Source organism: Streptomyces sp. 8N706, from assembly GCF_052245415.1.
Lineage (GTDB): Bacteria > Actinomycetota > Actinomycetes > Streptomycetales > Streptomycetaceae > Streptomyces.
This window is the reverse complement of record NZ_JBQQBW010000046.1, coordinates 17,260-36,503: the sequence shown is the minus strand read 5'-3', so window position 1 is coordinate 36,503 and position 19,244 is coordinate 17,260. Positions and strand designations below refer to the sequence as shown.

The 19,244-nt window shown below is 72.1% G+C and carries 19 protein-coding genes and 1 pseudogene; 15 read left to right on the top strand and 5 right to left on the bottom strand.

What is annotated here, in order from left to right; genetic code table 11:
- Window positions 1-9: 9 nt before the first annotated feature.
- Complete coding sequence (locus ACTWQE_RS18925; RefSeq protein WP_443330150.1) at window positions 10-222, bottom strand: hypothetical protein; 213 nt, start codon at window positions 220-222, stop codon at window positions 10-12.
- Window positions 223-309: 87 nt separating this feature from the next.
- On the bottom strand, window positions 310-999 hold the full coding sequence (gene cofC / locus ACTWQE_RS18920) for a 2-phospho-L-lactate guanylyltransferase (RefSeq protein WP_443330149.1): 690 nt from the start codon (window positions 997-999) through the stop codon (window positions 310-312).
- A gap of 137 nt (window positions 1,000-1,136) precedes the next feature.
- Between cofC and ACTWQE_RS18915 the strand changes: the two genes are divergently transcribed.
- From ACTWQE_RS18915 to ACTWQE_RS18905, 3 genes are all read left to right on the top strand, one after another.
- Entirely contained in the window at window positions 1,137-1,907 is a 771-nt protein-coding gene (locus ACTWQE_RS18915) for a lysophospholipid acyltransferase family protein (protein ID WP_443330148.1), read from the top strand.
- Window positions 1,904-2,932 carry an NAD(P)H-dependent glycerol-3-phosphate dehydrogenase gene (locus tag ACTWQE_RS18910; protein WP_443330147.1) on the top strand — a complete coding sequence of 343 codons (1,029 nt, stop codon included), beginning with the start codon at window positions 1,904-1,906 and terminating at the stop codon, window positions 2,930-2,932. The genes ACTWQE_RS18915 and ACTWQE_RS18910 overlap by 4 nt, the downstream gene beginning before the upstream one ends.
- Window positions 2,933-3,112: 180 nt before the next feature.
- A complete protein-coding gene (locus ACTWQE_RS18905; RefSeq protein ID WP_443330146.1) occupies window positions 3,113-4,261 on the top strand; it encodes a D-alanine--D-alanine ligase family protein in 1,149 nt (382 codons plus the stop codon).
- A 49-nt stretch (window positions 4,262-4,310) separates the two neighbouring features.
- Here the strand turns inward: ACTWQE_RS18905 and ACTWQE_RS18900 are convergent, their stop codons facing one another.
- Both ACTWQE_RS18900 and ACTWQE_RS18895 read right to left on the bottom strand, forming a co-directional pair.
- Window positions 4,311-4,799: a DUF3515 domain-containing protein gene (locus tag ACTWQE_RS18900; protein ID WP_443330145.1), complete on the bottom strand. Its 489-nt coding sequence runs from the start codon at window positions 4,797-4,799 to the stop codon at window positions 4,311-4,313.
- A 20-nt stretch (window positions 4,800-4,819) separates the two neighbouring features.
- Window positions 4,820-5,053, bottom strand: coding sequence for an Lrp/AsnC family transcriptional regulator (locus tag ACTWQE_RS18895; RefSeq protein WP_037625030.1), 234 nt, complete (start codon window positions 5,051-5,053; stop codon window positions 4,820-4,822).
- Window positions 5,054-5,244: 191 nt separating this feature from the next.
- On the opposite strand from ACTWQE_RS18895, the gene ACTWQE_RS18890 reads away from it, so the two are divergent.
- Window positions 5,245-6,213, top strand: coding sequence for a thiamine-phosphate kinase (locus ACTWQE_RS18890; RefSeq protein ID WP_443330144.1), 969 nt, complete (start codon window positions 5,245-5,247; stop codon window positions 6,211-6,213).
- Window positions 6,214-6,655: 442 nt separating this feature from the next.
- The gene (gene thiD / locus ACTWQE_RS18885; RefSeq protein WP_443330143.1) at window positions 6,656-7,483 is read left to right on the top strand and encodes a bifunctional hydroxymethylpyrimidine kinase/phosphomethylpyrimidine kinase; all 828 of its coding nucleotides are present in this window, start codon (window positions 6,656-6,658) and stop codon (window positions 7,481-7,483) included.
- Between the two features lie 277 nt (window positions 7,484-7,760).
- On the opposite strand, the pseudogene rpmB reads toward thiD, so the two are convergent.
- A pseudogene (gene rpmB, locus ACTWQE_RS18880) lies at window positions 7,761-7,871 on the bottom strand (50S ribosomal protein L28); the annotation flags it as partial.
- A 237-nt stretch (window positions 7,872-8,108) separates the two neighbouring features.
- Here rpmB and ACTWQE_RS18875 point away from each other — a divergent pair.
- The 10 genes from ACTWQE_RS18875 (at window position 8,109) to mutM (ending at window position 19,149) form a co-directional block, all read left to right on the top strand.
- Window positions 8,109-10,628, top strand: coding sequence for a DAK2 domain-containing protein (locus ACTWQE_RS18875; protein ID WP_443330142.1), 2,520 nt, complete (start codon window positions 8,109-8,111; stop codon window positions 10,626-10,628).
- A 103-nt stretch (window positions 10,629-10,731) separates the two neighbouring features.
- Entirely contained in the window at window positions 10,732-12,933 is a 2,202-nt protein-coding gene (gene recG / locus ACTWQE_RS18870) for an ATP-dependent DNA helicase RecG (protein WP_443330141.1), read from the top strand.
- A 130-nt stretch (window positions 12,934-13,063) separates the two neighbouring features.
- Window positions 13,064-13,201, top strand: coding sequence for a hypothetical protein (locus tag ACTWQE_RS18865; protein ID WP_443330140.1), 138 nt, complete (start codon window positions 13,064-13,066; stop codon window positions 13,199-13,201).
- A gap of 563 nt (window positions 13,202-13,764) precedes the next feature.
- A complete protein-coding gene (gene rsmD, locus ACTWQE_RS18860; protein ID WP_443330139.1) occupies window positions 13,765-14,364 on the top strand; it encodes a 16S rRNA (guanine(966)-N(2))-methyltransferase RsmD in 600 nt (199 codons plus the stop codon).
- Window positions 14,365-14,390: 26 nt separating this feature from the next.
- Window positions 14,391-14,873, top strand: coding sequence for a pantetheine-phosphate adenylyltransferase (gene coaD / locus ACTWQE_RS18855; RefSeq protein WP_443330138.1), 483 nt, complete (start codon window positions 14,391-14,393; stop codon window positions 14,871-14,873).
- 143 nt (window positions 14,874-15,016) lie between these two features.
- Window positions 15,017-16,204, top strand: a complete 1,188-nt coding sequence (locus ACTWQE_RS18850; RefSeq protein WP_443330137.1) for an ATP synthase F0 subunit B — start codon at window positions 15,017-15,019, stop codon at window positions 16,202-16,204.
- Window positions 16,205-16,345: 141 nt separating this feature from the next.
- A complete protein-coding gene (locus tag ACTWQE_RS18845) occupies window positions 16,346-16,975 on the top strand; it encodes a YceD family protein (RefSeq protein ID WP_443330165.1) in 630 nt (209 codons plus the stop codon).
- 2 nt (window positions 16,976-16,977) lie between these two features.
- Window positions 16,978-17,151 carry a 50S ribosomal protein L32 gene (gene rpmF, locus ACTWQE_RS18840; protein WP_009714764.1) on the top strand — a complete coding sequence of 58 codons (174 nt, stop codon included), beginning with the start codon at window positions 16,978-16,980 and terminating at the stop codon, window positions 17,149-17,151.
- Window positions 17,152-17,170: 19 nt separating this feature from the next.
- Complete coding sequence (gene rnc / locus ACTWQE_RS18835; RefSeq protein WP_443330136.1) at window positions 17,171-18,106, top strand: ribonuclease III; 936 nt, start codon at window positions 17,171-17,173, stop codon at window positions 18,104-18,106.
- 161 nt (window positions 18,107-18,267) lie between these two features.
- Complete coding sequence (gene mutM / locus ACTWQE_RS18830) at window positions 18,268-19,149, top strand: bifunctional DNA-formamidopyrimidine glycosylase/DNA-(apurinic or apyrimidinic site) lyase (protein ID WP_443330135.1); 882 nt, start codon at window positions 18,268-18,270, stop codon at window positions 19,147-19,149.
- Window positions 19,150-19,244: the final 95 nt, after the last annotated feature.

Below are 19,244 nucleotides of genomic sequence, written 5' to 3'. Positions count from 1 at the left end.
GGGAGGGGCTCAGAGGGTCTGGAGTGTCACCAGGACGATCCGGCGGCCCTCTCCCTCGCCCTCCTCGCCCTCGACTTCGATCCGCACCCGCTGGCCCGGTCGCAGCAGCCGCAGCCCGCCCGCGTCGAAGGCCTCGGAGCCGAACGGCACCGGGGTGCCGTCGTCGAGCAGCACACTGCCGGTGCGGGTATCGGAGTCGTACGTATAAGCGGTCGCCTGCATACGCAAAGACTAGTGGGGTGCGCTCTTCGTTCCCGGCCTGCCCCATTTCTGGAGTCCCTTTTTCGGCTGTGTGTTCCCGCCTGTGCGTTATTCCGGGATGAGCAGCCCCGCCGCCGCGACCGCCGTCCGCGGACCCACGCCCAGGGCCAGCGCCATCCGCAGATCCTCGCCCGTGTCCACGTCCCGCCGTACGGAATCGACGCCGGACAGCAGGATTTCCGCGGCTCCCGAGGCCCGGTGCCGTGCCCGCGAGGCTCCCCCGAAACCCGGCTCGAGCGCCGTCCCCGGCGCCGCGGAGAGAAAGGTCGTCCCCACACCCGCCGCATCCGCCAGAAATGCCCGCGGGAATGCGGCCGCCGCCGCCAGGACCCGTTCCAGTTCACCGGGGCGCAGCGCCGGCAGATCCGCGTTGAGCGCCGCCACCGGCGCCGCCGGCCGTTGCTGCCGGACCGTCCGAGCCCCGTGCGCCAGCGCCGCGTTCAGACCGTCCCGGGAAGGGCCCGCGCCGGAGGATGGAGGGCTGTCCGCCACGGCGCGCGCCCCCAGCGCCGTCAGTTCCACCCTGGCGAGCGGATCGTCGGTGACGACCATGACATCCGCGACCGCGGGGCAGGCCAGCGCCGCGACCACGGTGTCCTGCGCGAACGCCAGCGCCAGCCCCGGCCGCAGCCCGTCCCCGGCCGCCCGGGTGAGCCTGCTCTTCGCCAGCGCCAGCGGCTTCAGCGGAACCACCAGGGACCACCCGCCGCCCGCGACGGCCTCTCCGACTCTTCGCATCGGCCTCATTCTCGCCTGCTGCCGCAGCCGCCCGGGACCTGCGGGGTTACGGTGTTCTCGACAGACCGGGGACCTGGGGCGACACTTGTGCGGCTGCCCGTCCGCAGCTCAGCAGGTCCTATGAGGAGGGTGTCCGAGTGTCCCGCCGCAGAATCGGCTTCTGGTACCGCTTGGCCGCGGTCATCGCAAAACCGCCGCTGGTGGTGCTGTTCAAACGGGACTGGCGCGGAATGGAGCACATTCCCGCCGACGGCGGATTCATCACCGCGGTCAACCACAACTCGTATCTCGACCCGCTCTCCTACGCGCACTTCCAGTACAACAGCGGACGCGTCCCACGATTCCTCGCGAAGGCCGGGCTCTTCAGGACACCGTTCGTCGGCATGATGCTCCGGGGCACCGGCCAGATCCCCGTCTACCGTGAGTCCACCGACGCCGTCAGCGCCTTCCGCGCCGCCATCGACGCCATCGAACGGGGCGAGTGCGTCGCGTTCTATCCCGAGGGCACGCTCACGCGCGACCCCGACCACTGGCCGATGCAGGGCAAGACGGGTGCCGCCCGTGTCGCGCTGATGACCAAGGCGCCGGTCATCCCCGTCGCGCAGTGGGGCGCCAACCACGCGGTGCCGCCGTACGCCAAGGTCGGGAAGCTGCGTCTCCTCCCGCGGAAGACCCTGCGGGTGCAGGCCGGTCCGCCGGTCGACCTCTCCGACTACTACGGCATGGAGCCGACCGCCGAGGTGCTGCGCGCCGCCACCGACACCATCATGACGGCGATCACCGAACTCCTCGCCGAGGTACGCGGCGAGCCCGCGCCCGCCGAGCCGTACGACCACCGCAAGGCCCGCGCGGAGCAGCGCAGGAAGACCGAGCGGCTGAAGGTCCGGGAGCAGGGGGAGAGCACGTGACGCGCTGCGCGGTCTACGGCGCCGGGTCCTGGGGCACCGGCTTCGCGATGATCCTCGGCGACGCGGGCTGCGAGGTGACCCTCTGGGCCCGCCGTGCGGAGGTGGTGCAGGCCATCAACACCGGCCGCACCAACCCCGACTACCTCCCGGGGGCCCAGCTGCCCGACTCCGTCACCGCCACCACCGACCCCGCGGAGGCCGCCCGCGACGCCGAGTTCACCGTGCTCGCCGTGCCCTCCCAGACCCTGCGCGACAACCTCGCCCGGTGGGCGCCCCTACTCCCCTCCGACACCGTGCTCGTCAGCTTGATGAAGGGCGTCGAACTCGGCACCGCGAAGCGGATGAGCGAGGTCATCGAGGAAGTGGTCGGCAAGGCGCCCGGCGGGGCGGCCCCCGACGACGTCAGGGGGAGGGTTGCGGTGCTCACCGGGCCCAACCTCGCCAAGGAGATCGCGGACCGGCAGCCCGCCGCGGCGGTCGTCGCCTGTGTCGAGGAGCCGGTGGCGCAGCGGCTCCAGACCGCGTGCCACACCCCGTACTTCCGCCCGTACACCAACACTGATGTCGTCGGCTGCGAACTGGGCGGCGCGGTCAAGAACGTCATCGCGCTCGCCGTCGGCATCGCCGACGGCATGGGGCTCGGCGACAACGCCAAGGCGTCGCTGATCACCCGGGGGCTCGCCGAGACGACCCGGCTGGGGCTGTCCATGGGCGCCGACGCGCACACCTTCGCGGGTCTGGCGGGCATGGGGGATCTGGTGGCCACCTGCTCCTCGCCGCTGTCCCGCAACCACACCTTCGGCACCAACCTGGGCCGCGGTATGACACTGGAAGAGACCATCGCGGTCACCAAGCAGACCGCGGAGGGCGTCAAGTCCTGCGAGTCCGTGCTCGATCTGGCCCGTCGGCACGGGGTGGACATGCCGATCACCGAGACCGTCGTCGGCATCGTGCACGAGGGGAAGGCGCCACTCGTGGCGCTCAAGGAACTGATGGGGCGCAGCGCCAAGGCCGAACGCCGCTGACCGGCCGGGCCGGTCCAGGCCGGCGCCGCGACCGGACCGCAGTTCCCGGCCGGTCCGCCGCCGCCCCGGCTGCCGGTCCCGGCCGGGCGCCGAGGTCCCGGCCGCGGGCCCGCGCGGCCGCGACATTCCGGGGGACAGCCCCGGGACCCCCGAGCCAAGGCAAGGTAGTGTCATCGCGATATGAGCAGCGAGTCCTCCACCCACAGCCCTGCCCGCAAGCCGCGCGTCGCCGTCGTGTTCGGCGGACGCAGCTCCGAGCACGCCATCTCCGTGGTCACCGCGGGCGCCGTGCTGCGGGCCATCGACCGCTCCAAGTACGAGGTGCTGCCCATCGGCATCACCACCGACGGCCGCTGGGCGCTGACCGCCGACGACCCCGAGCGGATGGCGATCACCGACCGGCAGCTGCCGAGCGTCCAGCAGCTCACCGAGCCGGGCGAGGGCGCCGTACTGCTGCCGGTCGACCCGGCCAGCCGTGAGGTCGTCTACACCGAGCCGGGCGCGGTGCCCAAGGTGCTGGGCGAGGTCGACGTCGTCTTCCCGATGCTGCACGGGCCGTACGGCGAGGACGGCACGCTCCAGGGGCTGCTGGAGCTGTCCGGTGTGCCGTACGTGGGCGCAGGTGTGCTCGCGTCCGCCGTCGGCATGGACAAGGAGTACATGAAGCGGGTGTTCACCGGCTTCGGGCTGCCGGTCGGCCCGTACGAGGTGATCCGTCCCCGGGAGTGGGAGCAGGACCCCGCCACCGCGCGGAAGAAGATCGTCGACTTCGCCGGGGAGCACGGCTGGCCGGTCTTCATCAAGCCCGCGCGCGCCGGCTCCTCCATGGGCATCACCAAGGTCGAGGGTCTGGAGGGGCTCGACGAGGCCGTCGAGGAGGCCCGCCGCCACGACCCCAAGATCCTGGTGGAGTCGCTGCTGCGGGGCCGGGAGATCGAGTGCGGCGTGCTGGAGTTCGAGGACGGGCCCCGGGCGAGCGTGCCCGCCGAGATCCCGCCGGTGACCGCGCACGACTTCTACGACTTCGAGGCGAAGTACATCGACTCCGCCGCGGGCCTGGTGCCCGCACCGCTCAGCCCCGAGCAGACCGCGCGCGTGCAGGAGCTGGCCGTACGCGCCTTCGACGCCGTCTCCTGCGAGGGCCTGGTCCGTGCGGACTTCTTCCTGCTGGAGAGCGGGGAGTTCGTGATCAACGAGATCAACACGATGCCCGGCTTCACCCCGATCTCCATGTATCCGCGGATGTGGCAGGAGAGCGGTGTGAGCTACCCGGAGCTGGTGGACCGGCTCGTCCAGGCGGCGCTGCGCCGCCCGACCGGGCTGCGCTGAGCGGCGGGGAAGTGGCGCCGTCCGCCCGTCGCACCGGGCGCGTCACGGCTCAGAGCTCGCTCGGCACCGTCTTCTTCACCGCGCTCGCGAGGTCGGTCAGCGGATCGACCTCGGGGGCGTACTTCCCCGGAACGGTCAGCTCGACGAAGGCCTTGCGGCCCGTCGTGGTGAACCGGTAGCCGTCGTCCTGCTTCTCCAGCAGCCAGGTGACGCCGTTGACCTCCACCGCGTCCGCCGTGGGGTTGTAATGTTCGCTCCCGGGTGTCAGAACCTCGGGCCGTGACACCCCGCAGCGCAGCTGCACCGCCGGGTCGCCCCAGTCGGCCGCGAAATCCGACTCGGGCCCGGTGGAGCTCCGGTCGAGCCCGTCCACGGTCCTCGGCAGCTGCCCCTGCAGCGCCCGGCACATCCCGGCGGCGGCGGCCGACGGGGTGGGAACCGGCCGGGCGCCCGTGCCGTCGGTGAAAGAACAACCGGCGGCGGCAATCAGCAGGGCAGCGGCGGGCAGGCAGAGAAGCCGGCGAGGGAAAACACTCACCGGCCGAGCATAGACGGGGGCTACAGATGGACGACCGGACAGGTCAGCGTACGCGTGATGCCGTCCACTTGCTGGACTTTCGCGACCACCATGCGACCCAGCTCATCGACGGTGTCGGCCTGCGCTCGCACGATGACGTCGTAGGGACCGGTGACGTCCTCGGCCTGGATCACCCCCGGGATCTTGCCAATCGTCTCGGCTACGGTCGACGCTTTGCCGACCTCGGTCTGGATCAGGATGTACGCCTGTACCACGGAACCTCCAGGGCGGCCACGAGGATCATGTGGGGAGAAGGGACGCCACGGTACCGCGTCGCCGAGTGGCACGGGGAGACCCGCGCGGCCGTCGGCGTGCTCGGCGCGGCGGGCAGGGAAGAGACGTTGACGGCACCGGCAGCGTTGTCGGCACGCGAGCGCAATCGCATTGGGGCAGAAGGGGCATAGTGATGAAGGGCACCGTGGGCGAGTTGGGGGAGTTCGGGCTCATCAGAGAACTGACCTCACGGCTCACCACCACCCCCGCCGTACGGCTCGGGCCCGGGGACGACGCCGCGGTCGTCGCGGCACCGGACCGCCGGGTCGTGGCCAGTACGGACGTACTCCTGGAAGGCCGGCACTTCCGCCGCGACTGGTCGACGGCCTACGACGTCGGCCGCAAGAGCGCCGCGCAGAACCTCGCCGACATCGCGGCCATGGGCGCGGTCCCCACGGCGCTGCTGGTCGGCCTGGTCGTCCCCGCCGAACTCCCGGTGACCTGGCCGGTGGAGCTGATGGACGGCATCCGCGACGAGTGCCAGGTGGCGGGCGCGGCCGTGGTCGGCGGCGACGTCGTACGCGGTGACACCATCACCGTCGCCATCACCGCCCTGGGCGATATGCGCAACCACGAGCCGGTCACCCGTGCCGGGGCACAGCCGGGCGACGTGGTAGCGGTGACGGGCTGGCTCGGCTGGTCCGCCGCCGGACATGCGGTGCTCTCCCGGGGCTTCCGCTCGCCGCGCGCCTTCGTGGAGGCGCACCGGCGGCCGGAGCCCCCGTACCACGCGGGCCCCGCGGCGGCGGGACTCGGAGCCACCGCGATGACGGATGTGAGCGACGGCCTCGTCGCCGATCTCGGGCACATCGCGGACGCCAGCAAGGTCCGTATCGACCTGCGTTCGGCCGCGATCGACATCCCCACGCAGATGTCCGACATCGGGCAGGCCGTCGGGGTGGACCCGCTGACCTGGGTGCTGGGCGGGGGAGAGGACCATGCGATCGTGGCGACCTTCCCGCAGGATGTGAAGCTCCCCGCCCGCTGGCGCGTGATCGGCGAGGTGCTCAACCCGTCGGCGCTGCCCCAGGTGACCGTGGACGGGGCGCCCTGGGAGAAGGCCGGCTGGGACCACTTCGGAAACATCGAGGACGCCCGCTAGGGCGTGTTTCGAAAGTCCCGCCTGACCCGCGACGCCTGGCACGCACGCTCGCTGCGTTGTCGGGCTCGTCCGAGTACGCCCAGTACGAGGACGACCTCCCCCAGCCTCCGGCCGGGGGTACCCCCACCGCCTTGCGATCGCACGCACCAGCCGCCGCGACCCCCGCCCTTCGGGCGGACGGCGCTACCTTCGAAACACGCCCTAGTGCTGTGACCGCCGAGGTTTGCCCGGTAGCGAGGTGACCTGGTGCGGTCATCTGCAAGGCGCCGGATCGTCCTCTGGGGTGCCCCATGCCGAAGGCCGGGGGAGGGCCTATTCGGTCGATCGGGCAACGTTCCTGGGGGCCCTCCCCCAGCCTCCGGCCGGGGGAGGTAGCCGGGGAGGCCGTGCCAGGGCAGCGAGCGGGGTGAACCTCGGCTGACGCGGCACTAGATTCGGGCGTATGCAGAGACACCCCCAGGTGCCGTCGCGGACACCTCAGCCGCGTATACCTCCCCGTGTGCTCACCGTCGCCGGATCCGACTCCGGTGGCGGCGCGGGCATCCAGGCCGATCTGAAGGCGATGCTCGCTCTCGGGGTGCACGGCATGAGCGTGATCACGGCGGTCACGGCACAGAACTCGCTGGGCGTACAGGGCGCGTGGGAGCTGCCCACCGAGGCCGTACGGGCGCAGTTCCGCAGCGTCGTCGACGACATCGGCGTCCAGGCCGTCAAGACGGGCATGCTCGCCTCGGCCGAACTCGTGGAGACCGTCGCGGAACTGCTCGCGGACGTCGGCGCCCCCGTCGTGGCCGACCCGGTGGGGGTCTCCAAGCACGGCGATCCGCTGCTGGCGGCCTCGGCGCTCGACTCGGTCCGTACGAAGCTGCTGCCGGTCGCGACCGTGGCCACGCCCAATCTCGACGAGGTGACACAGCTGACCGGTGTACGGGTCGGGGGCGAGGCGGACCTGCGCCGGGCGGCGGACGCGATCCTCGGATTCGGACCGCGCTGGGCCCTGATCAAGGGCGGCCACCTCGACGGGGACGCGGTGGATCTGCTCACGGACGGCGATGAGGAGCACTGGCTGCGGTCCGTACGGCACGACAACCGGCATACGCACGGCACCGGCTGCACGCTGGGGAGCGCGATCGCGGCGGAGCTGGCGAAGGGGCGGCCGGTGCCGGAGGCCGTGGCCGAGGCCAAGGACTATGTGACGGGTGCCATCGCCGCGGGCTTTCCGCTGGGCGGGGGGATCGGCCCGGTGGACCACGCGTGGCGGTGGCGCTGACGGTCGGTGGGGTGCCGACAGGTCGGTGGGGCCGTCGGCAGGTGAGGACATGATCGCGCGGTCGGCCGGGGAGGGCGAGCGGCGACGGGCACCCCTGGACGTGACCAGAGAGGTACGGACCGGCCCGGGACAGCAGAAAGCCGGTCCACCGTGCGGTGGACCGGCTCCGGCAACCAGCGAAGGCTGCGCTACGACGGGAACGTCAGCGCGAGACCTTGCCGGCCTTGATGCACGAGGTGCAGACGTTGAGCCGCTTCGGCGTCCGCCCGACCACAGCGCGCACCGTCTGGATGTTGGGGTTCCAACGACGGCGAGTGCGGCGGTGCGAGTGCGAAATGTTGTTGCCGAAGCCCGGCCCCTTGCCGCAGACGTCGCAGTTGGCAGCCACGGGTCACTCCAAAGACTTCAGATGCACTTACGGTGAAATCCCGGCGCGCCGACATCAGTGGTTGACCGACGGTGCCAGGTGGGAATGGCCCGATTCTCATCGGGCAACCGGAGCAGCATACAACGACCGCTCCCGTACAACGAAACTACCATGACTGCCCGGGCCCCGGTCCGGGCGAACCCCGGTCCCGCTACTACCCTGCGGTGCAATTCCCGCCCCGGCCCGAGGAGGACGCAGGTGCCGTACAGCCTCGACGCCACGACGGTACGCACGTGGTGCGAGCTGGCCCTCGAGGAGCTGGGGGAGGCCCGTGAGGCGATCGACGCGATCAATGTCTACCCGGTCGCGGACGGTGACACCGGCACCAATCTCTATCTGACCGTGGAGTCGGCGGCACAGGCCGTCGAGGCGGTCTTCGCGGCCCATGGGGCAGTGGCCGACGCGGAGGGCCCGAGGCTGCCGGACGCGGTACGGGCGATGGCCCACGGCGCGCTGATCGGGGCGCGGGGCAACTCGGGAACGATCCTGGCGCAGCTGCTGCGCGGGATGGCCGAGGTACTGGCCGGTTCCGCTCGGCCCGGCGGGGACCCCGCACCGTCCCCGACCCAGCGTCGGAGGGACCCGGGCCGGGACGTGGCTCCCCCGGCGCCGGGTTCCGGCATGGACGCCGGGGGCAGCGGTGTGCGACCGGTCTCCGGACCGGGCGTGGGAACGGACACGGAACCGGAATCAGGTGGCGCCCCGGATGAGAGGGGCGTGGCGCGGAACTCCGGAACGGACGCCGGTATCGATGTGCGAGCGGACCATGGCACGCACACGCACACGCACACCGGCGCGGCGCCGGGCACCTCGCGGGACACGGTCAGTGCCCCGGAACCCCCTGCCGTCGGGCGGCCCGGCGGCCCGGAGGGTCCCGCGGACGCCGGAGGCGATGCGCCCGGCACCGCGGGCGCCGGGGACGCCCAAGCGCTGCGGCGTGCGCTGCGCAGGGCTGCCGAGTCGGCGTACCGGGCCGTCGCGCACCCCGTTGAAGGCACGGTGCTCACCGTGGCCACGGCCGCCGCCGATGCAGCCGAGCGCGCCCAGGGCAGTGCCGCGGTGGTGACACGCGCGGCCTACGAAGGGGCGTACGCGGCGCTCGAGGCGACCACCGGACAACTCGACGTGCTGACGCGCGCCGGGGTCGTGGACGCGGGTGGCTGCGGTCTCGTGGCCGTCCTACGGGCGCTGGCCGGGGCCGTCTCCGGCGAGATGCCGATGGGGCTCCTCGGCAGCGGGAGCGCGAAGGCGTACCGGACCCTGCCGACGGCGCTCCGCACGAGTGGAGCCGCACCGAGGGCCCGGGCCGGGGGACCTGGAGGACCGGAGGCGATCGGAGCCGCCGCCTCCGAAGCCGCCGCAGCTCGAGCCGCCGGGTTCGGGGCCACCACGTCCCGAGCCGCCGCGCCCGAATCAGGAAGCGCCGAATCAGGAAGCGCCGTATCCGGAAGGGGCGCGGCGGCGGTTGCCTCCACGGCGCGGCTCACGGCTCCCGGCCGGACCGCCCTCGCTCCGGCACACCCCGCCCACTCCGCCCTTTCCGGTGCGGCCGTGGAGGAGCGGTCGACGACGCCTCCGGCGGATGCGGCCACTGTGGGGACGACGGCCGGGGAGCGCGGCCACGGAAGCCCTGGGCCGTCCGGGTTTCCCGGCGACGAGAGCCACCGGGCGACTGCGACCCCCGCCGGCTGCCCGCCCGGCGCCCGCGGGCCCGCTGCTCTCTCCGGCCGCCTCGGCGAGGGGCTCCGTACCGGCCCCGCCTACGAAGTGATCTATCTGCTGGAGGCGGACGACGACGCCGTCGCCACCCTCCGCACCCGGCTCGACGCCCTCGGCGACTCCCTCGTCGTGGTCGGCGGGGACGGGCTGTGGAACGTCCACGTCCATGTCGACGACGCGGGCGCGGCCGTGGAGGCGGGTCTCCACGCTGGCCGTCCGTACCGGATCCGTATCACCCACTTCGCCTCCGCCGCGCCGGACCGGGCCCAGGACCGCGCACCAGCCGCACTGGCGGGGGAAGCGCGCGCGGAGTACGACGCGGCCGGCCGGGAGCGGACACAGCGCGTCATCATCGCCGTCGTGCCCGGCGAGGGGCTCGCCGGGCTCTGCCGGGACGCGGGCGCGAACGTGGTCACCGCGCGCCCCGGGGAGCCGCCCGCCAGCGGCGAGCTCGTCCAGGCCATCCGCCGGGCCCACGCGCGCGAGATCGTCCTGCTGCCCAACGACGCGTCCCTGCGGCACACCGCCGCCGCGGCCGCGGAGCAGGCGCGCGCCGAGGGCATGCGGGTCGCCCTCATCCCCACCCGCTCCAGCGTCCAGGGCATCGCCGCGCTGGCCGTGCACGAGCCCGGCCGCCGCTTCGACGAGGACGTCGTCGCGATGACCTCGGCCGCCGGCGCCACCCGGTACGCCGAACTGGCCGTCGCGGAGCGCCAGTCGTGGACCATGGCAGGCGTCTGCCAGGCCGGGGACGTACTCGGCCTGGTCGACGGCGACGTCGCGGTGATCGGCCCCGATCTGACCGGAACCGCCATGACCGTACTGGACCGGATGCTCGCCGCCGGCGGGGAGATGGTCACGCTCGTGCTGGGCTCCGGCATCCCCGACGACCTCGCCGACCGTCTGGAGGCACACGTACGCGAGCACCACCTCGCCGTCGACACGGTGGTGTACCGGGGCGGGCAGCCCTCCGTACCGCTGCTCATCGGCGTCGAATGAGCCTCGGGTGTGCCTCGGGTGTGCCTCGGGTGAGTTGAGCCGCAGCGGCGAGCGCCGCGTGAGCCGAGTCGCACAGGACGTCCTGTCACACCCATGGTGTGCAATGGACAGCGTGCCCGCGCTGGATGAATCCCTGAAGAAGACGGTCGGCGGCAGCACCGCGAAGGTGATGGCCGACCAGCTCGGCCTGCACACCGTGGGCGACCTGCTGCACCACTACCCGCGGCGGTACGCCGAGCGCGGCGAGCTGACCCGGCTCGCCGACCTGCCCCTGGACGAGCACGTCACCGTGGTCGCCCAGGTCGCCAAGGCCGCCAAGAAGACCTTCAACCGCGGCAAGGGAGTCCGGCTGGAGGTCGTCGTCACCGACGGCAGCGGCTCGCTCACCCTTGTCTTCTTCGGCCGGGCCGCCCACCACCACGAGCGTGAACTGCTGCCCGGGCGGCGGGGCATGTTCGCGGGCAAGGTCTCGGTCTTCAACCGCACCCGCCAGCTCGCCCACCCCGACTACGAGCTGCTGGACCGGGACAGCGGCGCCGAGGCGGTGGACAGCTTCGCCCACCAACTGCTGCCGCTCTACCCCGCCTGCAAGCAGCTCCCCTCCTGGAGGATCGCCAAGTCGGTCGGCGCGGTGCTCGACACCTTCGAGGCGGACGGCTGGCGGGACCTCGCCGACCCGCTGCCCGCCACGCTGCGGGAGAACCGCGGCCTGAGCACGCTCCCCGAGGCCCTGCGCAAAGTCCACCGCCCGCGTACCAGGGCAGACCTCGCCGAGGCCCGTGCCCGCCTCAAGTGGGACGAGGCGTTCGTCCTCCAGACCGCGCTGGCCCGGCGGCGGTACGCCGATGCGCAGGCACCCGCCGCGCCCCGTGTCCCGCCGGAGGGCGGTCTGCTGGACGCCTTCGACGCCAAGCTCCCCTTCACGCTGACCGAGGGGCAGTGGACCGTGTCGGCGGAGATCTTCGACGATCTCGCCACCGAACACCCCATGCACCGCCTCCTCCAGGGCGAGGTCGGCTCGGGGAAGACGATGGTGGCGCTGCGGGCGATGCTCGGCGTGGTGGACGCGGGCGGGCAGGCCGCGATGCTCGCGCCGACCGAGGTCCTGGCCCAGCAGCACCACCGGTCCGTCGTCGAGATGATGGGCGAGCTGGCCGAGGGCGGGATGCTCGGCGGAGCGGAACAGGCCACCAAGGTCGTGCTTCTCACGGGTTCGATGGGCGCCGCCGCCCGCCGTAAGGCGCTGCTCGACCTCGCCACCGGCGAAGCCGGGATCGTCATCGGGACGCATGCGCTGATCGAGGACAAGGTCCAGTTCCACGACCTGGGCCTCGTCGTGGTCGATGAGCAGCACCGCTTCGGCGTCGAGCAGCGCGACGCCCTGCGCTCCAAGGGCAAGCAGCCGCCCCATCTGCTGGTGATGACGGCGACACCGATCCCGCGCACCGTCGCCATGACCGTCTTCGGCGATCTGGAGACCTCGGTTCTCGACCAGTTGCCGGCCGGGCGCTCGCCGATCGCCAGCCATGTCGTCCCCGCCAAGGACAAACCGCGCTTTCTGGAGCGCACCTGGGAGCGGGTGCGGGAGGAGGTCGAGGGCGGCCACCAGGCGTACGTGGTGTGCCCGCGGATCGGCGACGAGGAGGACGACAAGGCCGTGCGGAAGTCCCCGGAGGACGAGGCCGAGCGCCGCCCGCCGCTGGCCGTCCTCGAGGTGGCCGACCAGCTCACCAAGGGCCCGCTGAGCGGTCTGCGGGTGGAGGTCCTGCACGGCAGGATGCAGCCGGACGCCAAGGACGACGTGATGCGCCGGTTCGCCGCGGGCACGGTCGACGTGCTGGTCGCGACCACGGTCATCGAGGTCGGGGTGAACGTGCCCAACTCCACGGTGATGGTGATCATGGATGCCGACCGGTTCGGCGTCTCCCAGTTGCACCAGCTCCGCGGGCGGGTGGGCCGCGGCAGCGCCCCCGGGCTGTGTCTGCTCGTGACCGAGATGCCGGAGGCGAGCCCCGCCCGGGCCCGGCTCGACGCGGTCGCGAGCACCCTCGACGGCTTCGAACTGTCCCGGATCGACCTGGAGCAGCGCCGGGAGGGCGATGTGCTCGGCCAGGCCCAGTCGGGAGTCCGATCCTCCCTGCGGATGCTCGCTGTCATCGAGGACGAGGACGTGATCGCGGCCGCCCGCGAGGAGGCGGTGGCGATCGTCTCCGCCGACCCGGACCTCACCGGACTCCCGGAGCTGCGTACCGCGTTGGACGCCCTGCTGGACGCCGGACGCGAGCAGTACCTGGACAAGGGCTGATCCCGGGCGGTGACCGAGGGCGGGTCGGCGCGCGGCTGAAGTGTCGGACCACTCTGGGAGCATGGGAACAGTACGAGCCGATTCATCAGCAGATGGGGGGACTTGGGTCATAGGAGCTGCTTTCCCGGCATTGAGGTATCTGAACGAACTGCCGCTCGGCGACGAGGCCTTCCGGACCGAGCCCGCCGGCGACGAGGACTCCACCGTGCCCCTGACCCTCATCGGCCGGCGGACATCCCGGAGCGGCCCCTCGCCTCCGGCGCACTGACCCTGCCGCTCACCGACGTACCGCCGCTGTATCGCCCTCGACCGCGCCCTGCGCGCCCTCGCGCTCGTCGCCGACGTCGCCGAACCGATTCCGGACCGGGACGTCCTGCGCGAGCTGTTCCCCGGCCACGGCGCCCGTGGGTGCCTCAGCACGAGGAGGGCCTCACCCAGCGCTTCCACGAGGGCGGGACGATCGCCCGGACAGCCGCCCGCTCCGGCCGACCCCCGGACCCGGTGCGCATCAAGCTCCGTGAACTCGGCCACGACCCCGCCGCCCGGAGTACTGCCCGCCGGACGGCTGCCTGTCCTGGCCGCGGTACGCCTCCCCGGCTCTCGTCGGGGCGGTGGAGGAGTCGGTGCGGGACGGACGCCAGCGCCCGGGACCGCGGCCCAACCGCACGGGGACCGACACGCAACGCCCGGGACCGACGCGCAACCGCACGGGACCGGAGCAGCACCACCGCGCCCGCACCCGGACTGACGCGCAACCGCACAGGACGGAAGCCATATCGTGGAAGGCAGCGGCCACGCCGGCCGCCGCCCCACGACGAAGGACCCGACCCCATGACCCGCGTGATCTCCGGAGTCGCCGGCGGACGCCGCCTGGCCGTACCGCCGGGCACCGGCACCCGCCCCACCTCCGACCGGGCGCGCGAGGGCATGTTCTCCACGTTGGAGTCGCTGCTGGGCAGCCTGCACGGCACCCGGGTCCTGGACCTCTACGCGGGCTCGGGCGCCGTCGGCCTGGAGGCTCTCTCCCGCGGGTCCGGGCATGTCCTGCTGGTCGAGGCCGACGCCCGGGCGGCCCGCGTCATCCGCGAGAACGTCCGGGCGATCGGTCTGCCGGGCGCCGAGGTGCGCGCAGGCAAGGCCGAGCAGGTGCTCGCCGGACCGGCTCCCGGCGCCCCGTACGACGTGGTCTTCCTGGACCCGCCCTATGGGGTCACCGACGACGATCTGCGCGAGATTCTGCTCACACTCCGCGACAAGGGCTGGCTTGCGGAGGACGCGCTCGCCACCGTGGAGCGCAGCACCCGGGGTGGCGAATTCCGGTGGCCCGCCGGGTTCGAGGGGCTGCGGGCCCGTCGTTACGGCGAGGGCACGCTTTGGTACGGTCGCGCCGCCCCGACGCGCCCCACTGCGACACCCCCCAGCGTGTCATGAACGGACCGGAGAGCGAGGAACCACTGTTGCGCCGCGCAGTCTGTCCGGGGTCCTTCGACCCCGTCACCAACGGACACCTCGACATCATCGGCCGTGCGTCCAAGCTGTACGACGTCGTGCACGTGGCCGTGATGATCAACAAGTCCAAGCAGGGCCTGTTCACCGTCGACGAGCGGATCGATCTCCTCCGCCAGGTCACCGCGGAGTACGGCAACGTCCAGGTCGAGGCCTTCCACGGCCTGCTCGTCGACTTCTGCAAACAGCGCGACATCCCGGCCATCGTCAAGGGCCTCCGCGCGGTGAGCGACTTCGACTACGAACTCCAGATGGCCCAGATGAACAACGGGCTCTCCGGTGTCGAAACGCTCTTCGTCCCCACCAACCCCACCTACAGCTTCCTCTCCTCCAGCCTGGTCAAGGAGGTCGCGGCCTGGGGCGGCGATGTCTCGCACCTGGTGCCGCCGCTGGTCCTCGAAGCCCTCACGGAGCGCCTCGCGGAGCGGAACTGAGCCCCAGCTGAGCTGACGTCCTGTCAGCAGGTGTCGGCGGAGTGCCCTATGGCCGTACAGTCGTCCCGTCCCGACCCATCGGCCAGCTGGTCCTCCCGGGGGAACCCCGGACCCCGGCCAGACAAGACTGTGAGCAACCCTCAGTGGACGTGCAGAAGAAGCTCGACGAGATCGTCGAGACCATCGGCAGCGCCCGGTCCATGCCCATGTCGGCCTCCTGTGTGGTCAACCGCGCCGAGCTGCTGGCCATGCTCGAAGAGGTGCGTGCCGCCCTTCCCGGCTCCCTCGCCCAGGCGCAGGAGCTGATCGGCGGCCGCGACCGGATGGTCGAGGAGGCCCAGCTGGAGGCCCAGCGGATCCTCGAGTCCGCGCGCGCCCAGCGCGGTTCGCTGATCTCCGACACCGAGGTCGCCCGGCAGTCCCAGGAGGAGGCCGACCGCATCCTCGCCGAGGCCCGTCGCGAGGCCGAGGAGATCCGCGCCGAGGCCGACGATTACGTCGACAGCAAGCTGGCCAACTTCGAGGTCGTCCTCACCAAGACCCTCGGCTCCGTCGACCGCGGCCGCGAGAAGCTGCTCGGCCGCGGGCCCGGCCTGGACGAACAGGGCTACGAGGACGAGGACGCCCCCGAGCGCAGCGCCGACCCGGCCACCCTCCGTGACCGGGCCGACGCCTATGTGGACACCAAGCTCGGCGCCTTCGAGGCCGTGCTCTCCAAGACCCTCGAGGCGGTCGGCCGCGGCCGGCAGAAGCTGCACGGGCGGCAGGCCGCGGACGAGCTGGGGGCACATATGGCGGCCCAGGACGGAGTCGTCCAGGCGCCGCAGACCAGCGACGCGGACTACCTGGCGGGCCTGGCCGGGCCCGAGGGCGGGCCGCAGCGGATGCCGCAGCATCAGGAGGTGCCCGCGCAGCAGCAGGACATGCCGGTGCAGCTGCCCCAGCAGCTTCAGCAGCCCGAGCTGCCGCCGCAGCCCCAGCAGCCCCAGCAGCCCCAGCAGCCCCAGCAGAAGCCCCAGCAGGACTACTACGCCGCGGCCTACCAGCAGGACCCGTACGCCTACCAGGGCTACGTCCAGCAGGATGCGTACGGCTACCAGCAGCAGGACCCGTACGGCTACCAGCAGGCGTACGACCCGAACACCGGCTACGCCCCGCAGCAACAACAGCAGCAACAGCACGAGCAGCTGCAACAGCACGAGCACCTGCAACAGCACGAGCACCTGCAACAGCAGCAACAGCAGCAGGCCGCCGCGCTCGACGAGGCGAGCCTCTTCGACACGAGCATGATCGACCTCGACCAGCTGCGCCAGTACGAGCAGGGCCGCTGACCGGTCGCCCCGGAGCGGATTGGGTCTCCGGCGAGCCGTCCAGTATCCTGGCTGTTCGGTCGCGCGTACGTCCGCGATCTCGGCTGCCCGCTTCGCTTCGGCATCGGGCCGCCGGTACCGCAGCGTAGAAAGCAGGAAGCCCTGAACGCCCGTCTCGACCATCGCAACCCGCTCGTGTTCGACACACATGAGCTGGGGCGGCGGCCGGGTGCGCTCCAGCGGCTCTCCCGCTCGGTCGAGGCACCGGGCGATCTCGGTATCGAGGTCATCAGGGTCCCCGACGGCGTGACCGTGGAGCTCGACATCCGCCTGGAGTCGGTCATGGAGGGGGTGCTCGTCACGGGCACCGCCCGTGCACCGCTGACAGGCGAGTGCGTAAGGTGTCTGGATCCGCTGGGGCGAGAGCTCGAGACGGACTTCCAGGAAATGTTCTCCTACCCCGACGCCGATCACCGGACCCGCGAGACGGAATCCGGCGACGACTCCGAGGACGAGGACATGCTCTTCCTCGAGGACGGCCTGTTCGACCTCGAACCCGTGCTGCGGGACGCGGTGGTGCTCGCACTGCCGCTGCAGCCGGTGTGCCGGGAGGACTGCCCCGGACTGTGCCCCGACTGCGGGGCGCGGCTCGCGGACGACCCGGACCACCACCATGACGCCGTCGACACCCGTTGGGCGGCACTGCAGGGACTCGCCGAGACCATCCAGGGCGGCGAGAAGGACGATATGGGCGGCGCCGAAGCGGGCGTCGACAAGAAGCAGGAGAAGTAGCCGTGGCTGTTCCGAAGCGGAAGATGTCGCGCAGCAACACGCGCCACCGCCGGTCGCAGTGGAAGGCTGCGGTCCCCACCCTGGTGGCGTGCGAGCGCTGCCACGAGCCGAAGCAGCAGCACATCGCGTGCCCGAGCTGCGGCACCTACAACCGCCGCCAGGTCCTCGAGGTCTGATCGGCGGGTGACAGGCTTCATGTCAGACGCCAACACGCCGACTCCTCCCCGTAAACGCGGGGGTGCCCCGGCGCAGCAGGCGGACACGGCCTCGTCCCACACGCTTCTGGAAGGGCGGCTCGGGTATCACCTCGAGTCCGCCCTTCTGGTGCGTGCGCTGACCCACCGCTCGTACGCATACGAGAACGGCGGTCTGCCCACCAACGAGCGCCTCGAATTCCTCGGGGACTCCGTGCTCGGCCTGGTGGTCACCGACACGCTGTACCGCATCCACCCCGACCTGCCCGAAGGCCAGCTGGCCAAGTTGCGGGCCGCGGTGGTCAACTCGCGTGCGCTGGCGGAGGTCGGCCGCGGCCTCGAACTGGGCTCCTTCATCCGGCTCGGCCGGGGCGAAGAGGGCACCGGGGGCCGGGACAAGGCCTCCATCCTCGCCGACACCCTCGAAGCGGTGATCGGCGCCGTCTATCTGGACCAGGGGCTGGAAGCGGCCGCGGAGCTGGTGCACCGGCTCTTCGACCCGCTGATCGAGAAGTCCTCGAACCTCGGTGCCGGCCTGGACTGGAAGACCAGCCTGCAGGAGCTCACCGCCACGGAGGGACTCGGCGTTCCCGAGTACCTGGTCTCCGAGACGGGCCCCGACCACGAGAAGACCTTCACGGCTGCTGCCCGCGTCGGTGGTGTCGCGTACGGCACCGGCACCGGCCGCAGCAAGAAGGAAGCAGAACAGCAGGCGGCGGAGGCGGCCTGGCTCGCCATCCGCGAGGCCGCGGACGCTTCGGCAGCCGTCACGGCCGCCGAAGCGACAGGCGCGGCCGACGGCTCCGCCGCGGAGTCCTCGGCGGAGCCGGACGAGCGCCCCACCGGGGCGCCCCGGGCGGAGGCCGATGCCTCACAGGCCGCGGACCGTACCGCCTCGGCCGGCAGACCGTCCGGCGCCTCGCGCGCCGTCCGCTGATCGCGCTCCGGCGCGAGACTTCCGGCCGCCCATCCGCCCCTGACCGGGGTGGATGGGCGGCACACGTTCCGGCGAGAGCCGCCCGGCCTGTCTCCGTGCGGCACCGCCGGACCCAGGTGCGCGCTCGCGCGCCTACTGAACCCCTCCGGAGGAGGCCCCCCGTGCCAGAGCTGCCCGAGGTCGAGGTCGTGCGCCGCGGACTGGAGCGGTGGATCTCCGGCCGCACGGTCACCTCGGTCGAGGTCCGGCACGCCCGTGCGATCCGCCGCCACCTGGCGGGTGCGGCCGACTTCGCCGACCGGCTCGTGGGCCGCCGCCTCGGCACGGCACACCGCCGCGGCAAGTACCTCTGGATCCCCGTCGAGGGCACCGGTACGTCGGTGCTGGGCCACCTCGGGATGAGCGGCCAGCTGCTCGTACAGCCCGAGGACGCACCCGACGAGACCCATCTGCGCATACGCGTCCGGTTCGCCGATGACGACCGCACCGAGCTCCGCTTCGTCGACCAGCGGACGTTCGGCGGACTGTCGCTGCACACCCAGGTCCCCGGCGACCCGGACGGGCTGCCAGACGCCATCGTGCACATCGCCCGCGACCCGCTGGACCCCGAGTTCGACGAGGCCGGGTTCCACGCCGCGCTGCGCCGCCGCCGGACGACCGTCAAACGCGCGCTGCTCGACCAGTCCCTCATCAGCGGGGTCGGCAACATCTACGCCGATGAGGCGCTGTGGCGGGCGAGGATCCACTACGAGCGGCCGACCGCGACCATGACCCGGCCCCGCAGCGCCGAACTCCTCGGCCACGTACGGGACGTGATGAACGCGGCCCTCGCCGTCGGCGGGACCAGCTTCGACAGCCTCTACGTCAATGTGAACGGCGAGTCGGGGTACTTCGACCGTTCCCTGGACGTGTACGGCCGCGAGGACGAGCCCTGCCGCCGCTGCGGGACCGCCGTCCGGCGCCGCCCCTGGATGAACCGTTCCAGCTACTACTGCCCCCGCTGCCAGCGCCCTCCGGCGCGCAGGGTGCTGACTCCCCGCTGAGGGCCCGGCGCGGGTGATCCACACAGAGGTGTGGATTGCCTATATTCAGTGAGGTTTGTCCCGTTTCAGGGATTCCTCATCTGCGTATGCGGAGG

What these genes read in the sequence shown, in the direction of transcription:
- recG (WP_443330141.1), top strand. Translation starts at nt 10,732, where the DNA reads ATGGACAGCGTGCCCGCGCTGGATGAATCCCTGAAGAAGACGGTCGGC.
- cofC (WP_443330149.1), bottom strand. Translation starts at nt 999, where the DNA reads ATGCGAAGAGTCGGAGAGGCCGTCGCGGGCGGCGGGTGGTCCCTGGTG.
- ACTWQE_RS18905 (WP_443330146.1), top strand. Translation starts at nt 3,113, where the DNA reads ATGAGCAGCGAGTCCTCCACCCACAGCCCTGCCCGCAAGCCGCGCGTC.
- rsmD (WP_443330139.1), top strand. Translation starts at nt 13,765, where the DNA reads ATGACCCGCGTGATCTCCGGAGTCGCCGGCGGACGCCGCCTGGCCGTA.
- thiD (WP_443330143.1), top strand. Translation starts at nt 6,656, where the DNA reads ATGCAGAGACACCCCCAGGTGCCGTCGCGGACACCTCAGCCGCGTATA.
- rnc (WP_443330136.1), top strand. Translation starts at nt 17,171, where the DNA reads ATGTCAGACGCCAACACGCCGACTCCTCCCCGTAAACGCGGGGGTGCC.
- ACTWQE_RS18890 (WP_443330144.1), top strand. Translation starts at nt 5,245, where the DNA reads ATGAAGGGCACCGTGGGCGAGTTGGGGGAGTTCGGGCTCATCAGAGAA.
- ACTWQE_RS18925 (WP_443330150.1), bottom strand. Translation starts at nt 222, where the DNA reads ATGCAGGCGACCGCTTATACGTACGACTCCGATACCCGCACCGGCAGT.